The 25,050-nt window shown below is 58.2% G+C and carries 26 protein-coding genes; 16 read left to right on the top strand and 10 right to left on the bottom strand.

From position 1 onward, the window contains the following. Window positions 1–45 precede the first annotated feature (45 nt). Together EO133_RS07710 and trhA are read left to right on the top strand one after the other, a co-directional pair. Complete coding sequence (locus tag EO133_RS07710) at window positions 46–1,107, top strand: GGDEF domain-containing protein (protein WP_127072067.1); 1,062 nt, start codon at window positions 46–48, stop codon at window positions 1,105–1,107. Between the two features lie 179 nt (window positions 1,108–1,286). Continuing rightward, window positions 1,287–1,973: a PAQR family membrane homeostasis protein TrhA gene (trhA, locus tag EO133_RS07705; protein ID WP_127072066.1), complete on the top strand. Its 687-nt coding sequence runs from the start codon at window positions 1,287–1,289 to the stop codon at window positions 1,971–1,973. 124 nt (window positions 1,974–2,097) lie between these two features. Here trhA and EO133_RS07700 read toward each other — a convergent pair whose 3' ends face one another. Both EO133_RS07700 and EO133_RS07695 read right to left on the bottom strand, forming a co-directional pair. Further along, window positions 2,098–3,903, bottom strand: a complete 1,806-nt coding sequence (locus EO133_RS07700) for an ABC transporter ATP-binding protein (RefSeq protein ID WP_127072065.1) — start codon at window positions 3,901–3,903, stop codon at window positions 2,098–2,100. 317 nt (window positions 3,904–4,220) lie between these two features. After that, window positions 4,221–5,162, bottom strand: a complete 942-nt coding sequence (locus EO133_RS07695) for a DMT family transporter (protein WP_127072064.1) — start codon at window positions 5,160–5,162, stop codon at window positions 4,221–4,223. A 158-nt stretch (window positions 5,163–5,320) separates the two neighbouring features. Between EO133_RS07695 and EO133_RS07690 the strand changes: the two genes are divergently transcribed. Continuing rightward, window positions 5,321–5,632: a hypothetical protein gene (locus EO133_RS07690; protein ID WP_127072063.1), complete on the top strand. Its 312-nt coding sequence runs from the start codon at window positions 5,321–5,323 to the stop codon at window positions 5,630–5,632. A gap of 152 nt (window positions 5,633–5,784) precedes the next feature. Next, complete coding sequence (locus tag EO133_RS07685; RefSeq protein ID WP_127072062.1) at window positions 5,785–6,744, top strand: hypothetical protein; 960 nt, start codon at window positions 5,785–5,787, stop codon at window positions 6,742–6,744. A 73-nt stretch (window positions 6,745–6,817) separates the two neighbouring features. Here EO133_RS07685 and ilvD read toward each other — a convergent pair whose 3' ends face one another. After that, window positions 6,818–8,665, bottom strand: coding sequence for a dihydroxy-acid dehydratase (ilvD, locus tag EO133_RS07680; protein WP_127072061.1), 1,848 nt, complete (start codon window positions 8,663–8,665; stop codon window positions 6,818–6,820). 337 nt (window positions 8,666–9,002) lie between these two features. On the opposite strand from ilvD, the gene EO133_RS07675 reads away from it, so the two are divergent. Genes EO133_RS07675 through EO133_RS07660 form a run of 4 tightly spaced genes read left to right on the top strand, consistent with a single transcriptional unit; the run spans window position 9,003 to window position 11,765 of the window. Then, entirely contained in the window at window positions 9,003–9,563 is a 561-nt protein-coding gene (locus EO133_RS07675; protein WP_127072060.1) for a TetR/AcrR family transcriptional regulator, read from the top strand. After that, window positions 9,560–10,756, top strand: coding sequence for an FAD-binding domain (locus tag EO133_RS07670; protein WP_127072059.1), 1,197 nt, complete (start codon window positions 9,560–9,562; stop codon window positions 10,754–10,756). Before EO133_RS07675 ends, EO133_RS07670 begins: the two co-directional genes overlap by 4 nt. Further along, window positions 10,753–11,259 carry a DinB family protein gene (locus EO133_RS07665; protein WP_127072058.1) on the top strand — a complete coding sequence of 169 codons (507 nt, stop codon included), beginning with the start codon at window positions 10,753–10,755 and terminating at the stop codon, window positions 11,257–11,259. Before EO133_RS07670 ends, EO133_RS07665 begins: the two co-directional genes overlap by 4 nt. Continuing rightward, window positions 11,256–11,765, top strand: a complete 510-nt coding sequence (locus EO133_RS07660; RefSeq protein WP_127072057.1) for a DUF1697 domain-containing protein — start codon at window positions 11,256–11,258, stop codon at window positions 11,763–11,765. The genes EO133_RS07665 and EO133_RS07660 overlap by 4 nt, the downstream gene beginning before the upstream one ends. Here the strand turns inward: EO133_RS07660 and EO133_RS07655 are convergent. Both EO133_RS07655 and EO133_RS07650 read right to left on the bottom strand, forming a co-directional pair. Further along, entirely contained in the window at window positions 11,760–12,218 is a 459-nt protein-coding gene (locus EO133_RS07655; protein ID WP_127072056.1) for an SRPBCC domain-containing protein, read from the bottom strand. The two genes, EO133_RS07660 and EO133_RS07655, sit on opposite strands and share 6 nt — an antisense overlap. Next, on the bottom strand, window positions 12,215–12,766 hold the full coding sequence (locus EO133_RS07650) for a dihydrofolate reductase family protein (RefSeq protein WP_127072055.1): 552 nt from the start codon (window positions 12,764–12,766) through the stop codon (window positions 12,215–12,217). Before EO133_RS07650 ends, EO133_RS07655 begins: the two co-directional genes overlap by 4 nt. Before the next feature lie 84 nt (window positions 12,767–12,850). On the opposite strand from EO133_RS07650, the gene EO133_RS07645 reads away from it, so the two are divergent. After that, window positions 12,851–13,354, top strand: coding sequence for a winged helix-turn-helix transcriptional regulator (locus EO133_RS07645; protein WP_127072054.1), 504 nt, complete (start codon window positions 12,851–12,853; stop codon window positions 13,352–13,354). Between the two features lie 82 nt (window positions 13,355–13,436). Continuing rightward, the gene (locus tag EO133_RS07640; RefSeq protein WP_127072053.1) at window positions 13,437–13,787 is read left to right on the top strand and encodes a DUF1428 domain-containing protein; all 351 of its coding nucleotides are present in this window, start codon (window positions 13,437–13,439) and stop codon (window positions 13,785–13,787) included. A 50-nt stretch (window positions 13,788–13,837) separates the two neighbouring features. On the opposite strand, the gene EO133_RS07635 is transcribed toward EO133_RS07640, so the two are convergent. Further along, window positions 13,838–16,744 carry an insulinase family protein gene (locus tag EO133_RS07635; RefSeq protein ID WP_127072052.1) on the bottom strand — a complete coding sequence of 969 codons (2,907 nt, stop codon included), beginning with the start codon at window positions 16,742–16,744 and terminating at the stop codon, window positions 13,838–13,840. A 174-nt stretch (window positions 16,745–16,918) separates the two neighbouring features. Here EO133_RS07635 and EO133_RS07630 point away from each other — a divergent pair, with 174 nt between their 5' ends. Further along, a complete protein-coding gene (locus EO133_RS07630) occupies window positions 16,919–17,554 on the top strand; it encodes a type VI secretion system-associated protein TagO (RefSeq protein WP_164734924.1) in 636 nt (211 codons plus the stop codon). 6 nt (window positions 17,555–17,560) lie between these two features. On the opposite strand, the gene EO133_RS07625 is transcribed toward EO133_RS07630, so the two are convergent. Next, complete coding sequence (locus EO133_RS07625; RefSeq protein ID WP_127072050.1) at window positions 17,561–18,355, bottom strand: ion transporter; 795 nt, start codon at window positions 18,353–18,355, stop codon at window positions 17,561–17,563. Window positions 18,356–18,601: 246 nt separating this feature from the next. On the opposite strand from EO133_RS07625, the gene EO133_RS07620 reads away from it, so the two are divergent. Then, complete coding sequence (locus EO133_RS07620; protein ID WP_244640814.1) at window positions 18,602–18,868, top strand: helix-turn-helix transcriptional regulator; 267 nt, start codon at window positions 18,602–18,604, stop codon at window positions 18,866–18,868. Then, window positions 18,868–20,193, top strand: a complete 1,326-nt coding sequence (locus tag EO133_RS07615; protein ID WP_127072049.1) for a HipA domain-containing protein — start codon at window positions 18,868–18,870, stop codon at window positions 20,191–20,193. Before EO133_RS07620 ends, EO133_RS07615 begins: the two co-directional genes overlap by 1 nt. Window positions 20,194–20,246: 53 nt before the next feature. On the opposite strand, the gene EO133_RS07610 is transcribed toward EO133_RS07615, so the two are convergent. Next, window positions 20,247–20,501, bottom strand: a complete 255-nt coding sequence (locus EO133_RS07610) for a GlsB/YeaQ/YmgE family stress response membrane protein (RefSeq protein WP_127072048.1) — start codon at window positions 20,499–20,501, stop codon at window positions 20,247–20,249. 155 nt (window positions 20,502–20,656) lie between these two features. On the opposite strand from EO133_RS07610, the gene soxR reads away from it, so the two are divergent. Then, window positions 20,657–21,109, top strand: a complete 453-nt coding sequence (soxR, locus tag EO133_RS07605; RefSeq protein WP_127072047.1) for a redox-sensitive transcriptional activator SoxR — start codon at window positions 20,657–20,659, stop codon at window positions 21,107–21,109. 42 nt (window positions 21,110–21,151) lie between these two features. On the opposite strand, the gene EO133_RS07600 is transcribed toward soxR, so the two are convergent. Together EO133_RS07600 and EO133_RS07595 are read right to left on the bottom strand one after the other, a co-directional pair. Further along, window positions 21,152–22,759: an MFS transporter gene (locus EO133_RS07600; RefSeq protein ID WP_127072046.1), complete on the bottom strand. Its 1,608-nt coding sequence runs from the start codon at window positions 22,757–22,759 to the stop codon at window positions 21,152–21,154. Window positions 22,760–22,854: 95 nt separating this feature from the next. Then, a complete protein-coding gene (locus tag EO133_RS07595; protein WP_127072045.1) occupies window positions 22,855–23,757 on the bottom strand; it encodes an AraC family transcriptional regulator in 903 nt (300 codons plus the stop codon). Between the two features lie 162 nt (window positions 23,758–23,919). On the opposite strand from EO133_RS07595, the gene EO133_RS07590 reads away from it, so the two are divergent. Together EO133_RS07590 and EO133_RS07585 are read left to right on the top strand one after the other, a co-directional pair. Then, window positions 23,920–24,642, top strand: coding sequence for an SDR family oxidoreductase (locus tag EO133_RS07590; RefSeq protein ID WP_371870928.1), 723 nt, complete (start codon window positions 23,920–23,922; stop codon window positions 24,640–24,642). 71 nt (window positions 24,643–24,713) lie between these two features. After that, window positions 24,714–25,007 carry an Atu4866 domain-containing protein gene (locus tag EO133_RS07585; protein ID WP_371870922.1) on the top strand — a complete coding sequence of 98 codons (294 nt, stop codon included), beginning with the start codon at window positions 24,714–24,716 and terminating at the stop codon, window positions 25,005–25,007. Window positions 25,008–25,050: the final 43 nt, after the last annotated feature.

Here is a 25,050-nt window from a genome sequence, read left to right as displayed (position 1 = left end):
TCCCGGAAAGGTTAGTTTTTATTCTTATGCAGGCGAAGACCGTGCATGAGGGGTAGCGTAATGATGGACGCTCTGACGGACGAAGAAGGCAGGCTGTGCGCGATCTATCGCTACGGCATTCCTCAGACCGACATGAGCGAAGCGATGGACCGTATTGCCAAGGTTGCAATGGCTGCGACCGGCACGCCAATCGCTGCGGTGTCGATTATTGACCGCCAGCAACAGATATTTATGGCGCTTCGCGGCGCGCAGTCCGGGCCCATACCGCGCGAAGAATCCCTTTGCGCCATGATGATCGGCAAGCGTCGACCGCTGATTGTTGCAGATACCCATGAACAGGATCACTTCAGTAAAGCGCGTTTGGTAAAGGACCAGCCGCATGTTCGCGCTTACCTGGGCGTGCCGATCATCTCGCCGGATGGCTATCATCTTGGAACGGTCAGCATCGCAGATGTCGAGCCGCGCATGTTTTCTGAAGCCAATGTGACAGCCCTGGTCAATCTGGCCGCATTGGCCATGGAGCATATTTCAACCCATCAGCCCGATGCATTCGATTTCGCCACAGGCGCTCTCACCCGGCATCGGTTTCAGGCCAATGTGGAGCGCGAGTTCGCGCGCGCGAAACGCTACGAGCGTCCCGCGACGCTGGTGTTTCTCGACATAGACAAGTTCAATGAGATCAATACCGCGATTGGCCATGAAATGGGCGATGAGGTGCTCAAGGCGGTGGCCAACCGATGCAAGGAAGTCACCCGCGTATGCGACTCCTTCGGCCGGATCGGTGGCGAGGCCTTTGGCCTGCTGCTGCCCGAAACCATGCCTTATGAAGCCAGCCAATGTGCCGAACGCATCCGTGAGGACATCAACAAGCTGCGCTTCCGTACGGAAAAAGGCGTTCTCTCGATCACAGCGAGTTTCGGCGTTGCTGCGCTGACCCGCGAATTGAATTCGGCCATGCAATGGTTTGCGCAGGCCGACATCGCCATGTTCGGTGCCAAAAGGGCAGGACGCAACTGCGTGGTTTTTGCCCCTCCGCTCGACGCCGAGGATGCCCAGCCGTCCGAAGGACAGGCTGCTGCCGGTGGCGCTCGCGCCAATATTCACTAAGCGCAAGTATCCCCGAACCGTTCCACCCGGTCAGGCGTTATCAATTAGCGCAGGATCGGGTGTCATTTTGCCGCGCTTGGCCATTATGACCATGCGATAAGCAACGCGTTCACCATTGCGCCTTACTTGCCATTATAAATTGTGCAGTATGTTAAAGAGGTAGCGAGGAGTACGAGAGAATGCGACAGTCGATAGGTCAGAGAGCCAGGGCATATCTGCGCGAGCGCAGGCCCTATACGCTTGCTGAACTTGTCGCTGACGGCATCGTGCATGGCATCGGCCTGCTGGTCGCGCTTTGCGCGGGCTCGGTCCTGTTGACCATCGCGATGATGGAAACAGCGCGCGACGAATTTTTCGCGCTTTTTATCTATGTGGCTTCGCTCGTGCTGCTGCTTTCGGTCTCTGCCGCCTTCAATCTATGGCCGGGCGGCAGGATCAAGGCATGGCTGGCGCGGTTCGATCAGGCGGCAATCTTTCTTTTTATCGCAGGCACTTACACGCCATTGCTTGCGGCCGCTAGCGCCGCGCCAATTGTCGATAAACTGCTGATCTTCGTTTGGGCGGCAGCAATCGTCGGCATTGCGCTCAAGCTGTTGGTGCCTCAGCATTTTGGCCGGCTGGCCATTATTTTGTATCTGGCGATCGGCTGGAGCGGCGTCGTGGCCTTCCAGGCGCTTGCCGCCGCACTGCCCACGACCGCCCTTTGGCTGCTCGTTGCAGGTGGTATTGCCTATTCGGCAGGGATCGTTTTCCATCTTTGGGAAAGGCTGCACTTCCAGAATGTCGTCTGGCACATCTTTGTCATCATTGGCGCCAGCCTGCACATGATCGCGATTTTCGATGCGATGGTCATCTCGCGACTTTAGGCGTGACAAACAGGGAGACTGGCGGCTTAGGGCCGGGTTTTGTTAGAATCTAAACCCGGCTCTAAGTCGTTGTTTTGTCGCGTGTCCGAACCGCAAAACCGTTTCCACTTTTGCTGGACACGCTCTAAGCCACCAGCCCTTTGGTCAGTTCCAGAGCCTGCTTTTCAAACAGACGCCGATAGATGCCCTTTTCGCGGCGTATGAGCGACATGTGATCGCCTTCCTCAACGATTTCACCCTTGTCAAAGACGAGAATGCGATCAAGGGCGCGCACTGTGGAAAGCCGGTGCGCAATGACGAGCGTTGTGCGCCCCTTCATCAGCCGTTCGATAGCCTCTTGAATCGTCGCCTCGCTTTCGGAATCGAGGCTGGATGTGGCCTCGTCCAGAATAAGGATCGGCGCATCGGCAAGAAACGCTCTGGCAATCGCAACGCGCTGACGTTCACCACCCGAAAGCTTGACCCCGCGTTCGCCCACAAGCGTCTCATAACCCTTGGGCATCTTGGCAATAAAGCCATGGGCATTGGCTTGCTCGGCGGCCGCCTCGATTTGCTCTCGGGTTGCGCCGGGACGGCCATAGGCGATGTTTTCCGCCAGCGAACGATGAAACAGGATCGGATCCTGCTGCACGATGGCAATCTGGCCGCGCAGGCTCGACTGCGTGTGCTTGGCAATATCCTGTCCGTCGATCTCGATGGCACCGGAATTGATGTCATGCAGGCGCTGGATGAGCTTGACGAACGTGGTCTTGCCCGAGCCTGAGTGACCGACAAGGCCGACCCGCTCACCCGACTGAATGTCGACCGAGAAGTCCTTATAGAGCGGAGTATTGTGACCGCCGTACTGGAAGGTGACGGACTTGAAGGCAATCGCACCATCGCCAACACGGATCGGCGTCGCGTTCGGGCGGTCGGCGACGCCAAAGGGTTCGCCGTCAAGCGCAACGAGTTCTTCCATATCGTTGATCGAACGCTGCAGATTGCGGAAGTGCATACCTACATCCTGCAGATAACCCTGCAGGACGAAGAAGGCGGTCAAGACGAACGCAATGTCGCCCGCATTGGCTACGCCTTGCTGCCAGAGCATGATGCCGGTACCAAGGATCACCGCGCGCAGCAGGAGAATACCCACATCCTGGGCGAAGCCGTTGAGATTGAAACGGTTCCATGTGCGCAGGGTCCGCTTGCGCCATTTGGCGACCACCAGATCGAGCCGCGTTTCTTCGCGCGCCTCGGCACCGAACCCCTTTACGACCGCGTTGCAGCTTATGGCATCGGCCAGCGCGCCGCCCAACTTGGTGTCCCAGGCATTGGAAAGCGTTGCTGCCGGCGAAACATAGCCGACCGTCAGCGCGATGGTGACGACAATGAAGATCAGGGACCCGAGACCGACCACGAGCCCCATCACGGGCCAGAAGACGGCCAGCAGCACCGTGGTGCCGATCAGCATGATGAGCGATGGGAACAGCGCCACCAGAATGGTGTCGTTTAGCAGGTCCAACGCCCACATGCCACGTGTGACCTTGCGCACGGTCGAACCGGCAAAGGTGTTGGCGTGCCAGTCGGTCGAGAATCGCTGAACCTTGAAGAAGGTCTCGTTGACGATCTCGCCCATCATCCGAAGAGTCAGCGCAATTGTTTGGCGGAATGCAACAAAACGCAGCACCACATGAACCACGCCCAGGCCGAGAAGGCTCATAAAGGCCATTATTGCCGCGTCCAGCAAAGCCGGATCGTCCGCTGCACCGGAGGCCACGGCATTCACGAGTTGCCCTGCATAGTACGGCGTCAGTACGGCGGCCAGAGTGGCAACCATGATCGAAGCAAAAATGAAACTTATGCGTCCGGGCTGGCGACGCCAGTGCCGCGCGGTAAAACCAAGTACGTCACGGTAGGTCTTGCCGTGAAATTCAACTTTCTTGCGAGCCATTTTCCGATTCCGGGCGCAAAAGGGCGCACCGGTCCTGCAAAGAGTAAAAATTAAAATCCGAGCGCGAAAAGAGCGCGTCAGAAAACAGATTGGGGAAGTGTGGGAAGCGGCGTTCCGACTACGCGGACGCGGCGGGCCAGTGGCCTTCTAATCGAGGCCGGGCCGCATATAACCCGGGAAACGAACGGACATGTCAATCAATCGAACGCCTCCCAAGTTGGCGGTTGAATCAGGACGACTCTTATAGCTGAGACATTTTGCCTCGCCAAGGGTCAAATTTGCCTTACGCAAAATTGATGCGAAATGGCCACATCCGCTCAAGCCTGCCCGAGCTTGTCCCCGGTCGCATGTGGAGCCACCGGGGTTACTACGGGCTTTGCAAGCACGCGCTCGCGCAGCCAGATATAAAGGCCTGAGCCGATCACGATAGGGGCGCCGATATATAGCCAGGCAGTGGGCGGTTCGGCAAAAATCCACCAACTCGCCAGGCTCATCCAGACGATCTGGGTATAAGCGAATGGCGCCAGCACGGAGGCAGGGGCCAGCCGGTGCGCGGCAATCGAAATCTGATGCCCGATCATTGCGGCAACCCCGACGCTGAGCAGGATTATCCAAGCCACCGGACCATCCGGCCACACCCAATCCATGAGTGCAAAGGGCAGCAACACGATCGCGCCGACGCCGCCTGCATAAAGTTGCATCGACATTGTTGATGTGCGGCCAGCGAGCTTGCGCGTCAGGATGAAATATAGCGCGCCGCACAAAGAGCAGCCCAGCGAGAGCAATACGGCCCAATGGAATTGAGCATCCCACGGCTGGACGATTACCAGAATACCGACAAAGCCCATGAATACCGCCATCCAGCGCCGCCAGCCGACGCTCTCGCCAAGAAAGGGTACTGAAAGCGCAGTCACCAGCAGCGGGATCGAGAACATGATTGTCGAGGTGAGTGTGAGCGGCAAATGGACCAATGCAAAGAAATTGAGTGCCGTCATGCCCAATAGCGCCGCGCCGCGTATGACCAGAAGCGGCGTATTGCCCGAGCGAAACACGCCCTCGCCGATATGTGGCAGGGCCAGCCCCAGCATGAAGGCGAACTGCACCATGTAGCGCACAAACGCCACCTGAAGCGGCGGGATGCCCGAAACCACCATCCACTTTGCGGCCACGTCGCAAGCGGTGAAGAAAACAAATGTGGTCAGTACGATGCCGATGGCGAACAGGCGGCGCTCAGTCGGCGGCGCGGCAATGGTAGTCATCGGTATTGGCCTGGACAAGTGGGAAGACAGTGTTGCCGGACCCTAGCGCAACGCTCAATACCGGCCAAGTAAAATGTTAGGTGCCCGTCCTTTGGGAACTTGCCAAACATGGAAGAGTTGGTCTTTGTATGCCAGCTTACAAGAACAAGGAGGCCCAAATGAGCACCAGTCGCCGTCAAATGGATCGTATTCTGGACAAGTCCGAAATGGAACTCGTCGATCAGACCCGTCACCCCGCGCTGGGGGAAATCGCCGGAAAGGACCTCGCCAAGCTGATCAAATTGCTGCGCGAGCGCCGCGACCGCGCCCGCGACATTGCCAAATCCCAACGCCGTAATGTGCGTGGCAAGGGCACGGGTACGGCAAAAGAAGGTGCCGAGCGCGGCAATAAGGAAAAGATGAGCGTTCTCTCTCAGGCTTTGCAGCGCGCCAATAAGGAAGCAGCGCGTCGGGTGAACGCCGAAGCCTAAGACACATCGACATTCAGGTCCTGTTGCGCGTCATAGGCGCAAGCCAGGCGCTGCGATGGGCGCGAGTGAGACGTGAAGTATAATAACTTGACTCTTGTAGTCATGTTTTATAGCGCTACTGCGTTCTCATCTCGTTTCTGAAAGGACCGACTATGTTTACAGGTATCCTGAGGCCTTGCACCTTGCGGATTGCCGCTATCAGCCTTGCCGGGTTTGCGGCGGCCGCAAGCATCCCGCCAGCCTTTGCGCAAGACTGGCAACTCAGCTTTGGGCCTTTTACGACCGCAGCCGATGTAAGCAATCACAACAGGATGCCGCTCGATATTGCGGATGTGAATGCCAGCCTTGCCGGCGCGGAACCGGACTGGTCCGAAGCCTTGTCTCGTTTTGCGTTTGGCGGCCATTTCGCCAACCACTCGCTCGCGATCTTCACCGACAATTACAACGGGCGGCTGACAACGCATCTGTCGGTCAGCACCGAGCATTTCGGCAGTCCATCCTTCCAGAACCACGCGATCAACGCTGCGCTGGTGGGCAGCGGCGCATTCCGGCGGGTCGACGATGAGATTCGCACTGGCTTTATAGAAACGGCACTGATCTCGGTTGCCATCAACTGGGCGCGATACGAGTTGGGCGAATCCGAGCGCAAGGCTTTAATGGATGAGCCCAACTGGTCGTTGCAGAACGGTTCGCCCAAGAACTGGAACGAGATTTTCGCGTTCTATTGGGGCCCCGATGGCCAGTATTCGGCGTTTGAAGCGGTAGCAGCGATTGATGGCGGTGAAGCGATAAACGCAGTGCTGCTTGATGCGCTGGCAGAAGGCCAGGACGTGCTGCTGACAGAGGTTTGGGCCGATGTTGAGGCGGAGCGGGTCAAAACGGTGCTCGACGAGGCCAGCATAGTGTTGTTTGCCGATGCCTTGAACGTAGCCGCATTGGCCGATGCGGATACCTTGCCGAGCTTGAGGGCGCGCGCCGCCGGCTATTGGCTCGCGGCGGCCGAAGCATTGGCTGCCGACGAAGCACTTGCCGAACGCATCGAAAGCGCGCTTTGGGGTGAGCCCGATCTCGACCTGATCACGGGCTTGGCAAGCGAGATTGCCGGGCACTGACCGGCGATTTCAGGCCGCAATATATGATCTCGAATGCGGACGGGGGCGATGCCTCCGCCCGCAACTTTCCGGCTTAATTGTCCGGCAGAATCCGCACCGCGCCCAAGTCGGCGCTGGACGCAAAGGCCGCATAGGCCTTGAGTGCCGTCGTGACCTTGCGCTTGCGCTTTTCAACAGGCTTCCAGGCGTCAGCGCCCTTGGCATCCATTGCTTCGCGGCGGCGCTGCAACTCGGCATCCGGGACAAGCAGGTTGATCGTGCGATTAGGAATATCGATTTCGATCTTGTCGCCTTGTTCGACCAGCCCGATAGCGCCGCCATTGGCCGCTTCGGGCGAAACGTGGCCGATGGAAAGGCCCGAAGTCCCACCCGAGAACCGTCCGTCGGTCAGCAGGGCACAGGCCTTGCCCAAACCTTTCGATTTCAAATAGCTGGTCGGGTAAAGCATTTCCTGCATGCCGGGGCCGCCCTTGGGGCCTTCGTAACGGATGACGACTACATCGCCTTCCTTGACCTTGCCGGTGAGAATGCCGGAAACGGCGGCATCCTGGCTTTCATAAACAACGGCAGTGCCGGTGAATTTCAGGATCGAGTCATCAACACCTGCAGTTTTAACGACGCATCCATCAAGTGCGATATTACCCTTGAGAACGGCCAGCCCGCCATCTTTGGAGAAAGCGTGCTCGGCTGAACGAATAACGCCGTCCTTACGATCCAGATCAAGTTCTTCCCAGCGGTTATCGGTCGAAAAGGCCTGCGTGGTCCGTACGCCGCCTGGCGCCGCGCGGAAGAAGTCGCGAACGCTCTCCGAATTGGTGCGGGAAATATCCCAGCGATCCAGCGCATCGCCAATCGTGGCACTGTGGACGGTCGGCAGGTCGCGATGCAGAAGGTTGGCGCGGTCCAACTGGCCAAGAATGGACATGATGCCGCCGGCGCGGTGAACGTCTTCCATATGAACGTCCTGCTTGGCCGGAGCCACCTTGCAAAGCACAGGCACTTTACGGGACAGCTTGTCGATGTCGTCCATGCCGAAATCGACCTCACCCTCATAGGCTGCGGCGAGAATGTGTAGAACCGTATTGGTCGAACCGCCCATGGCAATATCGAGCGCCATTGCGTTCTCGAACGCCTGCTTGGTGACGATAGAGCGCGGGAGGACGCTTTCATCGTCCTGCTCGTAATAGCGGCGGGCGAGATCGACGATCAGGTGCCCCGCTTCGAGGAACAGGCGCTTGCGGTCCGCATGAGTGGCCAGCGTCGAGCCATTGCCAGGCAATGAAAGGCCCAGCGCTTCGGTTAGGCAGTTCATCGAATTGGCGGTGAACATGCCCGAGCACGAGCCGCAAGTGGGGCAGGCCGCTTCTTCAATCGCCTGCACTTCCTCATCGGTATAGCTGTCATCGGCAGCGACGACCATCGCATCGACTAGATCGAGCGCCTTGAGCTGGTCTTTATGCAGAATCTTGCCCGCTTCCATCGGGCCGCCGGAAACGAAAACGACCGGGATATTGAGCCGCATGGCGGCATTGAGCATCCCCGGCGTGATCTTGTCGCAGTTGGAAATGCAGACCATCGCATCGGCGCAATGGGCGTTGACCATATATTCCACGCTATCGGCAATGATTTCGCGCGAGGGCAGGGAATAGAGCATCCCGTCATGGCCCATCGCGATGCCGTCATCAACAGCGATAGTATTGAATTCCTTGGCCACGCCGCCAGCGCGCTCGATCTCGCGGGCCACCATCTGGCCAAGATCCTTCAAATGTACGTGACCGGGCACGAACTGGGTGAAGGAATTGACCACCGCAATAATTGGCTTGCCGAAATCTCCATCTTTCATGCCGGTGGCGCGCCAAAGGCCGCGGGCGCCAGCCATGTTGCGGCCGTGAGTGGTGGTGCGTGAACGATATGCGGGCATTGAATTAAACTCACCTGATTGCGGGAGACGAAACGAGGCCTGGCTTGTTGCGAAGCCGACACTGCCGCGGACCTCCCTGATCCGCATTTTGCCTGTGCTTCGCCCGTTACATTGGTTCTAGAACGGGAAACAGGCGAAGTAAAGACGGCCCGTACCGTAACGTACGGTACGGTAAATTTCAAGCCATGTGTAGTTTCGGAGATAAGGGCGTCAGGAGAGCGGTATGTTTCGCGCCGCGCGTGCCCTGCGCCGCTTATGACAGGCGCAAAAGGTGTTGGTTGGGTCGAAGGCCATTTTAATATTGACCGACCGATCGGTCAGTATATAGATTGAACGAATGAAAAAGCAGGGCACAAAAACGGCCATCCTTGAGGCCGCGATCACAATCATGGGCAGGGACGGCTACGAGGGGCTGAGCGCTTCGCGCCTTGCTGGCGCTGCGGGAATTTCCAAAGCGAACCTGTTCCATCATTTCAGATCGATGGATGATGTGCCAATCGCCGCCTTTGAACTGATCGCGAACCAGATCGCGATCCCGCAAACGCGTGAGGGCGGCAGTGCGGCAGATTTTGTTGCTGCAATGGGCGAAGTGGCGTTTGCATCGTTGCAAGAGCACCGGAGCTTTTACGCCGCTTATATTTCATTCCTCGCGCGCGCGGTTTTCGATCCCGCCCTCAAAGAAAAGGTCAGAACCTCCCTTGGCGAAGCCAAAGCGCAAGTCGAGTTGGCGATTGCGGCAAGGGTCGAAGATCGGGCAATGGCGCGCAATCTCACCACCATGACATTGGCGCTTATGGATGGCGCAATGCTGCATGTGCTGTTGCTGGGAGAGGAGAATGACGTCCGGGCGATGTGGGCGGGTTATGTTTCTTTGCTAGCGAAAGGTGCTGCCAGATGAAAATCGCGATCAGCGGATGCGGTGTAGCCGGGCCGACGCTGGCCTATTGGCTCAAGCATTACGGGTTCCAGCCGGTTCTGATCGAGCGCGCGCCGGCGGCACGGCAAGGCGGCTATATTATAGACTTCTGGGGTCCCGGATTCGATGTGGCAGCGCGCATGGGGTTGATCCCGGCGCTTGAGCGTGACGGCTATCATTTCAAGAGATTGCGGACCGTCACATCCTCTGGACGCACCACGACCTCAGTGCCGCTCGAAAAATTCGAGGCCATGACAGGCGGTCGATACCTGTCCATCGCGCGAAGCGACCTCTCCAGGACCATTCTTGCAGTGTGCGAGGGCGTGGAGACGCGGTTTTCAACCTCGATTGCAACCGTGAGCGAGGACGATAGCGGCCTTGAGTTGACCTTTGAGAGTGGTCAAAGCGAGCGATTTGACCTTCTCATCGGCGCTGATGGCCTGCACTCGAACGTCAGAAACAAGGTGTTTGGAAACAGCGGGGCCTTTAAACGTCCCATGGGCCTGCGCATAGCCGCCCTTACCTTGCGCGGCTACCGGCCACGGGACGAGGGGCATTATGTAATGTACACGCGGCCAAACCGGCAGATTGCGCGCGCGACGCTGCGGGGCGATCGCTCGCTGTTTCTGTTCGTGTTCAATGAGGAACTGGTGGACGATGCCACAGCCGAGCCAGAGGACATGGTTCGCGCGATATTTGCAGATGCAGGGTGGGAGGCAAAGGCGATCCTTGACCGGCTCGGCGAGGCGGAAGACTTTTATTCCGACAGCATTTGCCAGATCAGAATGGACCGCTGGTCGCGAGGCCGCGTGGCCCTGCTTGGCGACGCCGCAGCGTGTATCTCATTGCTGGGCGGTGAAGGCGCCGGGCTGAGCATGACCGAAGCCTATGTTTTGGCCGGCGAGCTGGCGCGGGCCGAGGGCGACTACGAAAGCGCGTTCGCAGCCTATGAGGCAAGGTTGAGGCCCTTGCTTGAGGCAAAGCAGGACAATGCGTTGCGGTTCAGAAACTTTTTCGCCCCGCCAAACTGGCCGGTATTATTTGCGAGAGACGCGCTGAACCTGCTGATTGCCGTCCCGTGGCTCGGCCGGAAGATCGTGGCGCGCAGCTTTACATCGGACTTTGATCTGCCCGATTATACCTCTCACAGAATAATGGCGGAGAGTGAGTCGTGATTACGCCTGAATACGCGCAGACGATGGCTGCCTATAATTCGGAATTGAACCGGCGCATCTATGGTGCGGCATTGCGGCTCGACGATGCCGCTCGGAAAAAGGATCACGGACTGTTCTGGTCTTCGATCCACGGCACACTCAACCACATCTATTGGGCCGACCGGCTTTGGCTGTCGCGCTTCGGGCTTGGAGACCCAACCGGTCTGCCCATCCGCGACAGCGGCAAGGTTCTCGACGATTTCGCCGAGCTTTGGGCGCAACGGCAGGCCTTCGATGTCGAAATGGAAAACTGGGCGGCGGCTCTCACGCAAGAAGCGATTGCGGGCGATCTGAGTTGGTTTAGCGGCGCGGCAGGCAAGGATATGACCAAATCCAAAGCCTTGTGTATCATGCAGGTTTTCAACCACCAGACCCATCATCGCGGACAGGTACACGCAGTTCTTACAGCGCTGGGCGAAAAGACGGGCGATACCGATCTTCCCTTTGTTCTGGGCTCGTCGTGACCCGGCATATCGCCCTTCTGCGGGCTGTAAATGTCGGTGGTACGGGCAAGCTGCCGATGGAAGAACTGCGCGCCATATGTGCAGAGATCGGCTTTGAGGATGTAAAAACCTATATCGCGAGCGGCAATGTCGTTTTTTCCAGCCCGCTCGATCAGGAGGCCGTCAAGCACAAGCTGGAAGCACGGCTGACCGCCTATGCGGGCAAGCCGCAAGCCGTTCTAGTGCGCAGCGGAGCGGAAATGGCGCAGGTTCTGGCGGACAATCCTTTTCCCGAAGCCGCGCCGAACCGTGTGGTGGCAATCTTTCTCGACGGCCCGCCGCCAGTGGATACAATTGAGGCGGCAACGCACCGGAAAGATGAGGAAATCGCGCTGGGAAAGCGGGAAATCTATGTGCATTACGGCGAGGGTATGGGGCAGTCCAAACTCAAGATCCCCGCAGCCGGGAAGGGCACGGCCCGCAATATCAATACCATCGCGAAGCTGGTCGAGATGGCACGACTATGATGCGCAAAAGGCCGCGAGATTGTCCAGCGACGAGGTTAGGCCGGTTATGTGGTCAGCCCTGCTGATGCCCGGCGGAACATTGCTGCAGGTGATGGTTACGTCGGTGCCTTGAGGACGTGGCACCAGTGTGGTCGCAATGGTCATGGTGCCGGAAAACTGCGGGTCGTCAGAAACGAAGTCGATTTCCTCGACTACCGTTTCTCCTGCGACCATTTCAATGAAGCGGCTTTCAAAAATATCCGAATTGCCGCCCGACTTACCCTTGTGGTCCGGGTCATCATAGTGCAGTGCCATGCGAAAACCGCCGCCGGGTTTGGCGTCTGCGGACAGCACTTCGCCGCGCATGCCGCCGGGCGCGCGCCACTGTGCCATGGCATGGGGATCGGTAAGCGCGGCGTAGAGGGTTTGCGCGTCCGCCTCGATAAACCGGGACGCGCTATCGATCCGACTCATGGTTTTAAACCGTAACGCAAGAGGACGCCGCCGGTCTTGAGCGCTCGCGCTTCGAGCAGATCCATGGCGCCGGTCTTGCTGCCTGGCTTGAACAGCGGAGTGCCCGATCCACGCACGATTGGCGCAAGGCAGATGCGGTATTCGTCAACGAGATTGTCGGCCAACAGCGTTTCAAGAAGATCAGCGCTGCCAAAGACATATATGTTTTTCCCCTTCTGCTGCTTTAGTGCGCCGATGGCCTTGGAAACGTCCCCTTCAATGAGCGCGGAATTGTTCCAGTCCACCGATTGCAGGCTGCGTGAGGCAATGCGCTTGTCGACCGCGTTCATGAAATCGGCGACAGCGCCGGTTTCGGTGCGCCAATGCGCGGCCATGCCCTCATATGTCCGGCGCCCGAATACAAGAATGTCCATGTCGTCGCCCTGCTCAAGCGAGAATGCCTCCATTTCTTCACCCCAGACCAACGCGTGAAAGTCGAGCTGCCAAGGTGCGTCTCCCTCGAAATATCCATCAAGGCTCATAACGTTCCAGGCAATAACCTTGCGCATGATAATCGTCCTCAGATTGCATTTTGCAACTGGATGTTAGGGCAAACCAATTGTATTATGCAAGTGGTTTTATGCGAGGTGAATATGCGCCAGGAAAAGTCCGGATGCCCGATCAACCTGACCATGGAGGTCATCGGAGATCGTTGGAGTTTGGTCATTCTTCGCGATATTATGTTCGGCAATCGACGGCATTTTGGCGAACTGCTGGAAAATTCGCTGGAAGGCATTGCTTCCAACATTCTTGCAGCGCGTCTCAAGCGATTGACCGACAGCGGGATGATCACGCGGACTGCCGATAGTGCGCACAAGCAGAAGGTCATTTATAGCCTGACCGAGCAGGCAATCGAATTGGTGCCGATCATGGCGATGATCGGCGCGTGGGGCCGCAAGCATCTTGCCGTGACGCCGGAACTGGCCATTCGCGCCCAGCTTCTGGAAGAGGGCGGCCCGCAAATGTGGGAGGGCTTTATGGAGGAGCTTCGCTATCTGCATCTGGGGCACCGGCAGAACGATCCGCCGCCATCGGTGCTCGATCAGTTGACGGCAGCATATCTGGAAGTTGCCGCGCGGGAACGCAAAGGCGGTTGAGACAGTTTTTTTGAACGGGGTGTCGGTTTCCGGCGGCCGAACGCGTCCTTGGTATCGTGCATCACCGGCAAAGGAGAGGAAAATGGTTTACGTTCAAGGATTTGTTGCGGCAGTGCCGACTGCTAACAAGCAAGCCTATATCGACCAGGCTCTGGAGGCGTACAAGACCTTCAAAAAATATGGTGCAACCCGCTGCGTTGAGTGCTGGGGCGACGATGTGCCAAAGGGGGAAAAGACCGATTTCCATATGGCGGTGCAGGCCAAGGAAGACGAAGCCGTGGTTTTTTCCTGGGTCGAGTTTCCCGACAGGGCGACCTATGACGAGTGCAATCGCAAGATGATGGAAGAGTTCAGTCCAGACGATTTTGCAAAGATGCCGTTCGACGGCTCCCGTATGATCTTTGGTGGGTTTACGCCCATTGTCGACCAATGAAATGAACTTGTGCAGCCCGGTCTTTTAGCCGGGCTGCATGCTTGGGTGTTTTACAGAACCTTGGTGACGTTCATAAAGCCGTTGCGTTCGCGATTGGCGCCCTCGATTGCCTCAGGCGACCCGATAACGACCACATGGCCCTGCCGGGCAACCGCCGCCAACACATCGGCAGCGGCCTTGAAATCGCTTTTGGTCGTGTTGAGAACCTGCTCGCGGCGTTCCTGCCGGTAGCCGTCGCTCACGCCCGTCAGTGCCCGCGCAAAGGCTGAATAGCCCTTGGCATCGGGCAATTGATATGGGTCCATGTCGCCGATGGTGCCAATGATCGAGCGAACCCGATCCGCTTCGCTCAGCTCGTTGCGCAGATAATCGGCTGCCTTGTCATAGACATCGAGCGAGGCGAGAAGATTCGGGTCGCGATAGGACCCGAAGGCATAGCTTCCCGACACCGGCTCATAACGTGCGAAGCCGCCATAAGCGCCACCTTCGACACGTATCTTGTCCCAGAGATAGCTGGTGCCAAGATATTTGGTCACAACACTCAGCGCGCCGGAAGGCTCGTGCCCCAATGCCTTGAGATTGGCGCCCTTGGCAACGTAATTGACCTGTGCCGGTATCGTCAGGCCTTCGTTGACGCTGGGGGAGGGCTTGCCCCAATCCTGCGATACAACAGGCTTGCGGGGCAGAGCCGAGAGGAAGGCTTCAAGCTCGCCGGTAAAGCTCGCCCATTCGGCACGATCTGTCGTGACGTTGACGGTCGCCGAGGTTGCGTTGATGAGGTGAGAACGGATGTCTTCGAGCGCCTGGACCACGCCCTCCCAGTCATTGTCGATCTTTTCGGCCAGTGTGCGCAGGAAGAACAATTGCGTAATCCCGCCAAGTTCTTCATTGAGCCAGTCGGCCTGATGGAAGCTGGCACGCAAACGCGAAAAAGCGTACTGGTGCCCTGCTGGCACGAGACTGGCCTCGAAGCGCGCCTTGTCTTCCCCTACGATCTGACGGATGCGGTCACGATTGTCCAGCCGGGCGCTGGTAAGGATGTCTTCGATGATCGAGAGCATATCGCCGGTCTTGTCCGGCGTTGCCTTGGCACGGATCACAAGATGGGCGGCAGCCTCCTCGCTCTCAAGGATCGGGGCGATGAGCCGTGTTGCGCCAATTCCCCCAGTTACGCGCCCGATATGCTGACTTAGCGCAACAAAGTCTTCTTTTGCCGTTCCGGTCTGGGTGAGCGCTCGGGAAAACAGCGGCAGATAAGGCAAAAGATCGCGCGGCAGTGTTTTGAGATCGAAGGCAAGATCGAGATAAACGATGCCGTTGGTTGCCAGCGGATGATAGAGCGTGCGAACGCCGGAGATCGCCTGTTCCTCGGTCGGGACCGTGGTGATGTTGCGATCAAGATCCTCAAGCGTCAGCGTCGGGATTTTCGCGAGGTCTTCGGGCTTGTCCGGTGCGTTCTGCAGGGCCTTGAGACGTTTGGTGGTGTCGATGATTTCAGAAACATCGTCGTCCGACATGGCGCTGCGCGCTGCATCGAGTTTGGCGCGTTCCGCGGCGGTTTCGCGGGCGGACTGATCTTTGTCGGCTTTCAGCACAAGCGTGGTGCGGTGGCTGTTGTCCAGCAACAGGTCCGAAATAAGCGCTTCCAGTAGTTTTTCACCGCTATCGAGCCGTTGCTTCAAGCTGGCAAGGGCTTCCTCATATTTGAGGGCCTTGATCGGATCGCCACCATAGAGCCAGTCGCCAAGCGCGGAGAAGAAATACATGATGCCGCGGGGATAGCCGCCGGTATTTTTCTCACGAAGCTGGAATTCAAAGGTGTTGACCGTTGCTTCGATTGTTTCGCGATCAATGCCGTCCTTTGCCAGTGTCCGCAGCGTATCAAGGATCAGGTTTTCGATCTTGTCGGCGTCTTTGGCGTCGACGCCGCGCATACCCATATAGAGCCAAGGCTGGTTATAGCTTGAACTCGTACTTGAAATAACAGCTTCACCAAGCCCGGACTCGGTCAGGGCTTTGTAAAGCGGGGCTGCGCTATTGCCCAAAAGGGCGAGATACATCAGCGTGCGGGCCAGATTGTCTTCAGTGTCCTCGGTGCGTTCGAGCATCCAGTTGACCGAAACGAAAGCGTTGCGCGCATTGGTATCGTCAGCCGGATAGGTCTTTTCCACCCGCCGCGGCGCATCGAATTGCGGTTGCCGCGCAATTGGTTCGGCGGGCTGGGACTTCTCGAAGCGCGAGAGATAGGCATCGAGGATTTCCAGGCGCTTTTCGGGATCGTCGTCACCATAAAAGATGATCTGCGCGTTCGAGGGGTGATAGTAGCGCTTGTGGAAGTTCGAGAAGTCCTCAAAAGTCAATTCCGGCATCACCCTTGGATCGCCGCCCGAAGAGTGGCCATAGGTGGTTTCAGGGAAAAGCGAGCCTTGCGCGTAAACCCGGAACACCTGATCGGGCGAGGAATAGCCGCCCTTCATTTCATTGAACACCACGCCCTTGTAAATCAGCGGTGCATTGGGGTCTTCGAGCTCATAGTGCCAGCCTTCCTGAAGAAAAGTCTCCCGGCTCAGAAGTGGAAACAGCACGGCGTCGAGATAGACCTCGGTAAGATTGTAAAAGTCAGCCAGGTTCTGGCTGGCGACCGGATAGACGGTCTTGTCGGGAAAGGTCATCGCGTTGAGAAAGGTGTGCAGCGAGCCCTTGAGCATTTCGACAAAGGGTTTTTTGACGGGGAACTTTTCCGAACCGCAAAGCACCGAATGCTCAAGAATATGGGCGATGCCTGTGGAGTTTTCGGGCGGAGTAGCAAAGGAAATGCCAAAAACCTTGTTCTCGTCGTCATTGATGAGCGAGAGCAGTTCGGCACCGGTCTTTTTGTGCCTGTAGTAGCGCGCAAGCGCGTTGACCTCAGCGACATTTTCTTCTGCAATAAGGTCAAAAGCGGCTGCTGCTGACATGGGGCACACTCCGTTGTTCTTGCCATTGGCACAAACATGTAGGCAGTTGGTTTCGATCTGCCAAGCCATGAAGCGGAAAAGCCGGTGGCCACATTCGCGTGAAATGCTATGGACTTGGCGAGAGCTGGACACCAAATTGACAGCGATAAGAAGAATAGGAAGGAAAACGTTTCGATGCTCAAATCGGCTATCGCTGCAAGCGTGATGATTGCAGGCACGCTGGGCGGCGGTGTTGCTCTTGCACAAACACCCGAGCGGTGCGCGCTGATCGGCCCTGCCACCGAACGGCTTGCCTGCTATGATTCCCTTTTCCGCTCCGGGCAGTTCACCGGCGAGGCCGAGGATGAACCTGTGCCGGAAATGGGGATGTGGGCAAGCGGAGTAGAAGTCTCCCAGATCGAAGGCACCGAACGGCCCTTTGCCGCGCTCCAGTCCGAGCAACTCATTCCAGCCTTGCCCCGCGGCCGCGCGCCCGCGCGTTTGACGATCCTGTGCATTGATGGGCAGACCCAGGTGCAGTTCGCTTTTGCAGGTCAGACGTTAGGCACCGAGAATTCCAACAGCGGCATCCTCACTATCCAGTTCGACCGGCTACCCGGACGCAGCCAGTCCCTGCAATTGAGTGCCGACCGGACATCATTGAGCTTTTTCAGCAATGAGGACGCGATGGCCTTTATCAACCAGTTGCGCCAGACCGAACGGCTGATCGTGCGGGCGCAACCCCAGGGGCAGCGCTCTGCAACCGTGAGTTTTCAAATCGACGGCATCGATCAGGCGTTGCTGCCGGTGCGCGAAGCCTGCGGCTGGTAGGGGCGTTTACCCGGTTTCACGCTCCTTGCGCAATTCGGCCACTTCGGCGCGCAGGGCGCGAACCTCTGCAAGCACCAACCCTGTTTCGGTGTGAATGGCAGCGCGGTCGGCCTCAGCGGTCGACTCGTGCTCTTCTTGCATGGCTGACACGATGACACCGATGAAGAGATTGAGCACCGTGAAGGCCGTACAGGCAATGAAGGGCACAAAGAACGCCCAGGCCCAGGGATGCACTTCCATCACCGGGCGCACGATGCCCATCGACCAGCTTTCAAAGGTCATGATCTGGAACAGTGAATAGAAGGACTTGCCGATGTCGCCGAACCATTCGGGGAAATCCTGCCCGTAGAGTTTGGTCGCCATAACGGCGAAAACATAAAAGACCAGCATCAGCAGAACGAAAATGGAGGCGAGGCCGGGCAGGGCATTGATGAGGCCGCCGACAACCTTCCGAAGCGATGGTACGACGGAAATCAGGCGCAGGACACGCAGGATGCGCAGCGCGCGCAGCACCGAAAAAGCGCCTGTAGTCGGCATAAGCGCAATGGCGACGATGGTGAAATCGAAAATCGACCACGGATCGCGGAAAAAGCGCAGCCGGTGCGCGTAAAGCCGTAAGGCTATCTCGATGACAAAGATGCCGAGAATGAACTGATCGAACGCTTCGAGAAACCAGCCTGCCGAATCCATGACGGGCGGCACGGTTTCAAGGCCGAGCGTTATGGCGTTAATTATGATGATCGTGATGATGAAACGCTCCCAGTTGCGGGAGGAAATCAGGGTAATCAGGCGTTCGCGCATGGCTCTGGACAATCCGGCATTGACTGCGCTGAGGGAAAGCGGATTTGCGATCCTTGGTCAAGGGGCGTTGCCAATTAACAGGATAGGCCGGTGAACTTCGTGCGATAAAGCGTAATGATCCCGTTCGGGAGCAGGGTGATATTTACGCAGCAATTGATACCGAACGGGAGCAAACCTTGCGTTTCCTGCAACTCGTGTTATATTTGTTCCCGTTCGGGAGCAATATCAAGCGAGAAGGATAGGGCGATGATGCCCGAAGGTTTGAAACTGCAGTCAGCGCGAGGGCAGGATCCCAGTGTCGAGCGCACTATTGACGATCTCGCAGAAATTGGCGCGATGGTCGCGGCCCGGCGCAAGACGCGCGGGCTGAGCCAGCAGGATTTTGCCGACCTCGCCGGGGTGGGGCGCAGGTTCGTTTCCGAACTTGAGCGGGGAAAGCCCACGGCTGAAATCGGCAAGACGCTCAGGGTGCTCAATACACTTGGGCTTGATCTCGTTATCCGGTCTCGCTGATGGCGCTGGTTCTCGATGTCCGGCTGGACGGGTTCGATGCGCCGATAGGGCGGTTGCGCCGGGACGATCGGGGCGACCTCGCGTTTGGCTATGCAGACGCCTATCTCGCACGCGCCGATGCACTGGCGCTCTCGCTCTCGTTTCCGCTCGCTGATGGTCGGTTCGGCGATTATGAAACACGCGGCTTTTTCGATAATCTGCTGCCCGAGCGTGACAGTGCCCGCGCTGACATTATCGCACGGCATGGACTGGAAGCCTCCGATATTGCGGGAATCCTTTTCCATCTTGGCAAGGATTGCCCCGGTGCGGTGTCTGTCCTGCCCGAGGGCCAGCCGCCAGCCAAAGTGCCCGGCGAATTGCCGCACGATTATGACGGATTGGACGCGGAGCAATTGACCGATATCGTCATAGCGCTGCATCGCCGTGAACCAATGCCGCAAGAGGTCGTGGACCCATCGCCGCTTGCGGGGGTGCAAAGCAAGATCGCCCTGACGCTGCTGCCCAACGGGCAATTTGGCCTGCCCAAGCCGGGATCGGGCGCGCCAACCACCCATATAATCAAGGTGCCCGACGAGCGGCATCGCAACGATGCGCGGCACGAGCATCATGCCATGGCACTCTCGAACCAGATCGGTTTCCCCACGGCCCATACCGAAATCAGGGAAATCGCAGGCATCGAGGTGCTGGTCATAACCCGCTATGACCGAGCGCTCGATGATGAGGGGCGGATCGTCCGGCGTCATCAGGAAGATTTCTGTCAGGCGCTGGGTCTCAACGCGCGGCAGAAATACGAGCGCTACGGCGAAGGGGGACGCAAGTTCAGTGCCGAGGCTATCGCAAGGATACTGGCGAAAACCACCGACCCCGCCAGCGAACGGCTGAAATTTGCGCAGGCAAGTCTGTTCGACATGCTGATCGGCAATGTTGACGGTCATGCCAAGAACTTCTCGATCTTTCATCTCGCGAAGGGCCGATACGCAACCACGCCGCGCTATGACGTGATGCCGACAATGCTGGATCGCAATACGACCGATGAATTTGCGTTCCGGATAGGTAAGGCCGATAGCCTTGAAGCGATGACAGCCGCGGACTTCGATGCGTTTCTGGCCGATCTGGGCTTTTCAGCACCGGCAGGCCGACGTCGCATCATGGCAAGGCTGATCGAAAACGTGGTGCCCGAGCTTGCCGCTGTCCTCGATCGACTGCATCACACCGGCGGCAAGAATTTCGCCGATCTGGTCGCGACAAATATCCGGACATTGTGCGCCAATATGCAATTGCCGGTTCCGGCGGGCGCAGCGCAGCGCGATACGTTCGTGCGGTAGAACTATCTCATGCTGGCCGGCCGCTGTGCAACGGTCGGCCAAGAGAGTGTTGGTCAGCGATTAGTAACCGCGCGGGCAATCGCTATGATGATGCAGGCGCCGATAAAGCCTGCGATGAGATAACCGAACCAGCCTCCAAAAGAGATGCCGACGACACCCAGTAGCAGGCTGGCCAAAACAGCACCCACAATGCCAAGCACAATGTTGAGCAGTAGGCCCGTGTTGGTTTTCATGAACATCTTTGCCAGCCACCCGGCAAGGCCGCCGATGATGATGGCTGCAATCCAGCCTACACCGTCAAATTCCATATCGTCCTCCTAACGTTTTGGGTTCTGACTGCGACAGGGTGACACACCTGTTTTGCAATGCAAGAGGGTGTTTTGCGATGTTCACCTATAAATTTGAGGCACTTGAGAGCTAAAGTGTGATTGAACTTTATTGCCTATGCCCTTAATTTGAAGCGATGGAAACCACGCTCTCTATTCAGGACATCGCCCGACGTAGCGGCGTCGCAGCTTCGGCCTTGCGTTATTATGAGGAAAAGGGGCTGATCGAGTCCGAACGCAAGGGGGCGGGGCATAGACGTTTCCCCCGGCATGTGCTGCGGCGGCTGGCCTTCATCGTATTTGCGCAGAAACTCGGTATGCGGCTCCAAGAGATCAAGGTCGAACTCGACAAACTGCCCACCGATCATGTGCCGACAGGCGCCGACTGGGCGCAGCTTTCCGGCAAATGGACCGAACGGGTGGATGCGCAGATTGCTCAACTGGAACGGCTTAAATCCGGACTGACCGAATGTATCGGATGCGGATGCCTCTCGCTCAAGGATTGCAAAGTCATCAATCCGGGCGACGTCTATGGTCAGGAAGGGGCAGGCCCGCGCAGTTGGATTTGCACGGATCTGCCCGAATTTTAGGGAGAAAAGAGGCGCAGAGCAGGCCGCGCCCTATTCATTCAGCTATATCCCGATTGGTGTAGGTTCTTCCTCGCCTGGCGCATCAATATCGGGACTATCGTCACGGCCGGCTGGAATGGTTTTGGGAAGATAGCGCAGCGCAATGAGCGCAACCAGTGTCATAACCACGGCACCGGCAATGGCCGAGACCTGCAAGCCGGACGTAAAGGCATTGCGCGCTGCTTCCAGAACCGATGTACCGATGCCGCTTTCGGCGGTGCTGGCAACAGCAATGGCCGCGCCAAGCGTTTCCGAAGCCCGATCGGCAATGCCCGTTGGCACTTCTGGCGCGATGCCTGCGGCAAAGCCGGATTTGTAGATCGCGGTCGCAAGGCTGCCAAAAACGGCAATGCCAAGCGCCATGCCCAGTTCGGACCCGGTTTCCGAGATGGCCGAGGCCGCGCCTGCCTGTTCTGCCGGAGCCGAACTGATGATGAGATCGGTACCGAGAATGGTCACAGGCGTCAGCCCGATGCTGAGAACGATCATACCCAACACGATGACCGCCAATCCGTTGAGCTGGCCCACAAGCCCGAATGAGGCAAGGCTGACCGCGCCAATGGCAAGCCCTGCTGCCAGAAGGCGGTTGGGCGCGATGCGCCGCGAAAGGGCCGGAACGGCAAAAGCCACAAGCGGGCCGGCAAGGGTGGAGGGCAACAGCCACAGCCCGGCTTCAAGTGGGCTGAGACCCGCGACGCCTTGCAGATATTGATAGATCAGGAACATGGCGCCCGAGATCGTGAAGATGGCCAGCGCCAGCGAGGCCAGCGACGCGGTGAAGCCGCCATTGCCAAACAGTTTGAGATTAAGCAGCGGGTCAGCGAGCCGCATCTGACGGCGCACGAATATTGTGCCGACGATGAGCCCGGCAAGACCTGCCAGCCCGGCTGGCCAGATAAGCCCGTATTTTGCCACTTCCTTGAGCGCAAAGACCAAAAGCAGGATCGCGGCCAGCGCCATGACGGCGGAAGGCGGATCGAGCCGGGCCTTGCCCTCGTTACGGTACTCGGGCAGCAACATCGGCCCGACGATCAACAGCAGCACCATGACCGGAACCGCAAGCAGGAAGACCGATCCCCACCAGAACCAGGCCAGCATGAGCCCGCCAACGAGTGGGCCGATGATGGTGCCGACCATGAAACTGGTCATCCAGACCGTAACGGCGGTGGTGCGCTGGGCAGGATCCTCGAACATGTTGCGGATCAGCGAAAGGGTGGAGGGCATCAGCGTTGCCCCGGCAACGCCGAGCAATGCGCGGGCCGCGATGAGAGTCTCGGTCGTCGGCGCAAAGGCCGCGAGCACCGAGGCAAAGCCAAAGGCGGTGGCGCCGATCAGAAGCAGGCGCCGCCGACCGATCCGGTCGCCGATATTGCCCATGATGATGAGAAAGCCCGCGATCATGAAGCCGTAAATATCCACGATCCAGAGCAGTTGGGAGCTGGAGGGCTCCAGCGCCGCGCTCAGGCTGGGTACGGCCAGATGCAGAACGGTCATATCCATCGCAAGCAGCAATGTGGGCAGGGCAAGAACCGCAAGCCCGATCCATTCGCGACGTGTTGCACGCCGGATCGGGACCCGCGGCGCGGCGCTGAAACTATCTTCGCCAGTCATTTTGTTTTCCTTTCAGAGGGGAGGCGAAGATCGTTATAGAAGTTCAAGTGAACTTGAGTTCAAGCGAGAATTGGCATGATTTGGTTTTATCCGGTTCACGCCACCGATTGCAGGCCACCAATCGTGCGCAGGCGGGTGATGTCGCGCACCGGAGGCAGTCCGAAGGCCTGATTGTATTCACGGCTGAACTGGGAGGGGCTATTATAGCCGACCTCAAACCCGGCATGTGCCGCTTCCAACCCTTCGGACAACATCAGGCGGCGCGCTTCCTGCAGCCGGAGTTGGCTGCGATAGCGCAAGGGGCTGAGGCCCGTTACGGCCTTGAAATGCTCGTGAAAGGCCGAAGGACTCATGCCTGCCAACGCGGCGAGGTAATCGACCGAAACCGTTTTGGCAAAATGTTCGCGCAGCCATGAAATGGCGCGCTCTATACGCGCCGCATGGCTGTCGGTGGCCGCGATGTGCCGCAATATGGGCCCGGCCGGGCTGCGCAAAAGCCGCCACAGGATTTCACGCTCAATAAGCGGTGCGAGAGCGGTGGCATCCTTTTCGTCATCGAGCAGGGCAAGGAGCCGGCAGGCGGCATCGACCAGTTCGGGATGCGCGGGAGCGACGATGAGGCCAAACGCGGGGGGCGGCCTATCCGTGCCGGGGGCAGGATCGGTTGCGACAAGGTCGGCCACTGCGGCGCGATCAAGGTCGAGGATGAGACAATAATACGGGGCTTGCCGGCTTGCCTTTGTGACCGAACCCATGACGGGCAAATCGACTGCGGCAAGCAAATACTGGCCCGGCGCGTATGAAAGGCGATGGCTGCCAAGCTGGGCCTCTTTTTCGCCTTGGGCAATAAGGCAAAGCGAGGGTGTGTAGGCCGCTGGCATGGGCAATGTCGGTGCAGCCGACCGGGCAAGCCGCACATGGGGCAAAGCAGTGGAATGGAACCCATCCTCACGCGCGTGTTGGGCAATGCAATCGGCAAGATCTTGAATATTGCGCATGGCTTTTTATTCCCATCCCTTACGCAAATGTGCAAGAAGCAATTCACCGCTTCTGGAGGATCGTGCAAGCATCGCGGAGTTCGGGTCTATCGCCCTGACGCTGCGATCTGCGAGGAAGGCCTATCCGATGATTTCCAATGGAGAGGTATTCCTATGGCTGAAATGTTCGACAAGATTGTGCTCATTACCGGCGCCAGCAGCGGTATCGGCGAAGCGATAGCCCGAACGCTTGCACGGAAAGGCGCCACCGTTGTGCTGGGTGCGCGCCGGGTTGACCGGCTCGAAGCGCTGGCCGGGGAAATTGAGGCGGAAGGCGGCAAGGTGCTGTACCGCAAGCTCGACGTGACCAGCGCCGATGACGTTCAGGCCTTTGCCGATGCCGCAATTGAAGCGTTCGGCCGGATCGATGTCATCGTCAACAATGCAGGCATCATGCCGCTCTCGCTGATGAATTCACTCAAGGTCGATGAGTGGGACCGCATGGTGGACGTCAATATCAAGGGTGTGCTCTACGGCATTGCCGCCGTCCTTCCGGTGATGAACAGGCAAGGGGCCGGGCAGATCATCAACGTATCCTCGATCGGTGGATTGGTGGTATTGCCCACGGCGGCGGTCTATTGCGCGACCAAGTTCGCGGTTAGGGCCATTTCGGACGGGCTGCGGCAGGAAAATGACAAATTGCGCGTGACCTGCGTTTATCCCGGCGTTGTGGAGTCCGAGCTTGCCAATACGATCACCGATCCGGTAGCGGCCGAAGCGGTGGCTGCATACCGCCAGATCGCGCTCAAGCCCGAGGCGATTGCCGACGCAATCGCGCATGTGATCGGCCAGCCCGCAGATGTCGATACCAGTGAGATCGTGGTTCGCCCAACGGCGTCCATGTGATCGCGATGAACGGCCTTTCCCTCGTGGCAGCAATGACGCTTGCTTTCCTACCCCAGAAAGGACTTGCCCAAATGACACAGAACGACAAGCTGGCCCTGATGCAGCAGCCGGCCGATACCGAACATCCCTATGCGGCCATGTGGATTACCGAGGACGGTCGCATAAGGCACAACCTGCTCCCCGGCGGGCGCTACGACGAAGCGCGGGGCACGCGCGAAAGCGCCTATCAGGGGCGCTATGAGGTGCGGGGCAACTATATCTATTACTGGGACGATACCGGCTTTACCGCCGATGGCGAATTTATCGACGACGTACTCTATCACGCCGGAATGGTGCTTTACCGCGATGGCAACAAGCCGGAGTAAGTGCCGGTTCTCGCGCTGGTATCGATGCCCCGCGACCTGATCG

It is taken from the genome of Pelagibacterium lentulum, assembly GCF_003992625.1.
Lineage (GTDB): Bacteria > Pseudomonadota > Alphaproteobacteria > Rhizobiales > Devosiaceae > Pelagibacterium > Pelagibacterium lentulum.
This window is presented reverse-complemented; position numbering and strand designations above follow the sequence as displayed.

Excerpts from the sequence above, each read along its gene's own strand:
- EO133_RS07710 (WP_127072067.1), top strand. The coding sequence starts at position 46 with ATGAGGGGTAGCGTAATGATGGACGCTCTGACGGACGAAGAAGGCAGG.
- trhA (WP_127072066.1), top strand. The coding sequence starts at position 1,287 with ATGCGACAGTCGATAGGTCAGAGAGCCAGGGCATATCTGCGCGAGCGC.
- EO133_RS07700 (WP_127072065.1), bottom strand. The coding sequence starts at position 3,903 with ATGGCTCGCAAGAAAGTTGAATTTCACGGCAAGACCTACCGTGACGTA.
- EO133_RS07695 (WP_127072064.1), bottom strand. The coding sequence starts at position 5,162 with ATGACTACCATTGCCGCGCCGCCGACTGAGCGCCGCCTGTTCGCCATC.
- EO133_RS07690 (WP_127072063.1), top strand. The coding sequence starts at position 5,321 with ATGAGCACCAGTCGCCGTCAAATGGATCGTATTCTGGACAAGTCCGAA.
- EO133_RS07685 (WP_127072062.1), top strand. The coding sequence starts at position 5,785 with ATGTTTACAGGTATCCTGAGGCCTTGCACCTTGCGGATTGCCGCTATC.
- ilvD (WP_127072061.1), bottom strand. The coding sequence starts at position 8,665 with ATGCCCGCATATCGTTCACGCACCACCACTCACGGCCGCAACATGGCT.
- EO133_RS07675 (WP_127072060.1), top strand. The coding sequence starts at position 9,003 with ATGAAAAAGCAGGGCACAAAAACGGCCATCCTTGAGGCCGCGATCACA.
- EO133_RS07670 (WP_127072059.1), top strand. The coding sequence starts at position 9,560 with ATGAAAATCGCGATCAGCGGATGCGGTGTAGCCGGGCCGACGCTGGCC.
- EO133_RS07655 (WP_127072056.1), bottom strand. The coding sequence starts at position 12,218 with ATGAGTCGGATCGATAGCGCGTCCCGGTTTATCGAGGCGGACGCGCAA.
- EO133_RS07650 (WP_127072055.1), bottom strand. The coding sequence starts at position 12,766 with ATGCGCAAGGTTATTGCCTGGAACGTTATGAGCCTTGATGGATATTTC.
- EO133_RS07645 (WP_127072054.1), top strand. The coding sequence starts at position 12,851 with ATGCGCCAGGAAAAGTCCGGATGCCCGATCAACCTGACCATGGAGGTC.
- EO133_RS07640 (WP_127072053.1), top strand. The coding sequence starts at position 13,437 with ATGGTTTACGTTCAAGGATTTGTTGCGGCAGTGCCGACTGCTAACAAG.
- EO133_RS07635 (WP_127072052.1), bottom strand. The coding sequence starts at position 16,744 with ATGTCAGCAGCAGCCGCTTTTGACCTTATTGCAGAAGAAAATGTCGCT.
- EO133_RS07630 (WP_164734924.1), top strand. The coding sequence starts at position 16,919 with ATGCTCAAATCGGCTATCGCTGCAAGCGTGATGATTGCAGGCACGCTG.
- EO133_RS07625 (WP_127072050.1), bottom strand. The coding sequence starts at position 18,355 with ATGCGCGAACGCCTGATTACCCTGATTTCCTCCCGCAACTGGGAGCGT.
- EO133_RS07620 (WP_244640814.1), top strand. The coding sequence starts at position 18,602 with ATGATGCCCGAAGGTTTGAAACTGCAGTCAGCGCGAGGGCAGGATCCC.
- EO133_RS07615 (WP_127072049.1), top strand. The coding sequence starts at position 18,868 with ATGGCGCTGGTTCTCGATGTCCGGCTGGACGGGTTCGATGCGCCGATA.
- EO133_RS07610 (WP_127072048.1), bottom strand. The coding sequence starts at position 20,501 with ATGGAATTTGACGGTGTAGGCTGGATTGCAGCCATCATCATCGGCGGC.
- soxR (WP_127072047.1), top strand. The coding sequence starts at position 20,657 with ATGGAAACCACGCTCTCTATTCAGGACATCGCCCGACGTAGCGGCGTC.
- EO133_RS07600 (WP_127072046.1), bottom strand. The coding sequence starts at position 22,759 with ATGACTGGCGAAGATAGTTTCAGCGCCGCGCCGCGGGTCCCGATCCGG.
- EO133_RS07595 (WP_127072045.1), bottom strand. The coding sequence starts at position 23,757 with ATGCGCAATATTCAAGATCTTGCCGATTGCATTGCCCAACACGCGCGT.
- EO133_RS07590 (WP_371870928.1), top strand. The coding sequence starts at position 23,920 with ATGTTCGACAAGATTGTGCTCATTACCGGCGCCAGCAGCGGTATCGGC.
- EO133_RS07585 (WP_371870922.1), top strand. The coding sequence starts at position 24,714 with ATGACACAGAACGACAAGCTGGCCCTGATGCAGCAGCCGGCCGATACC.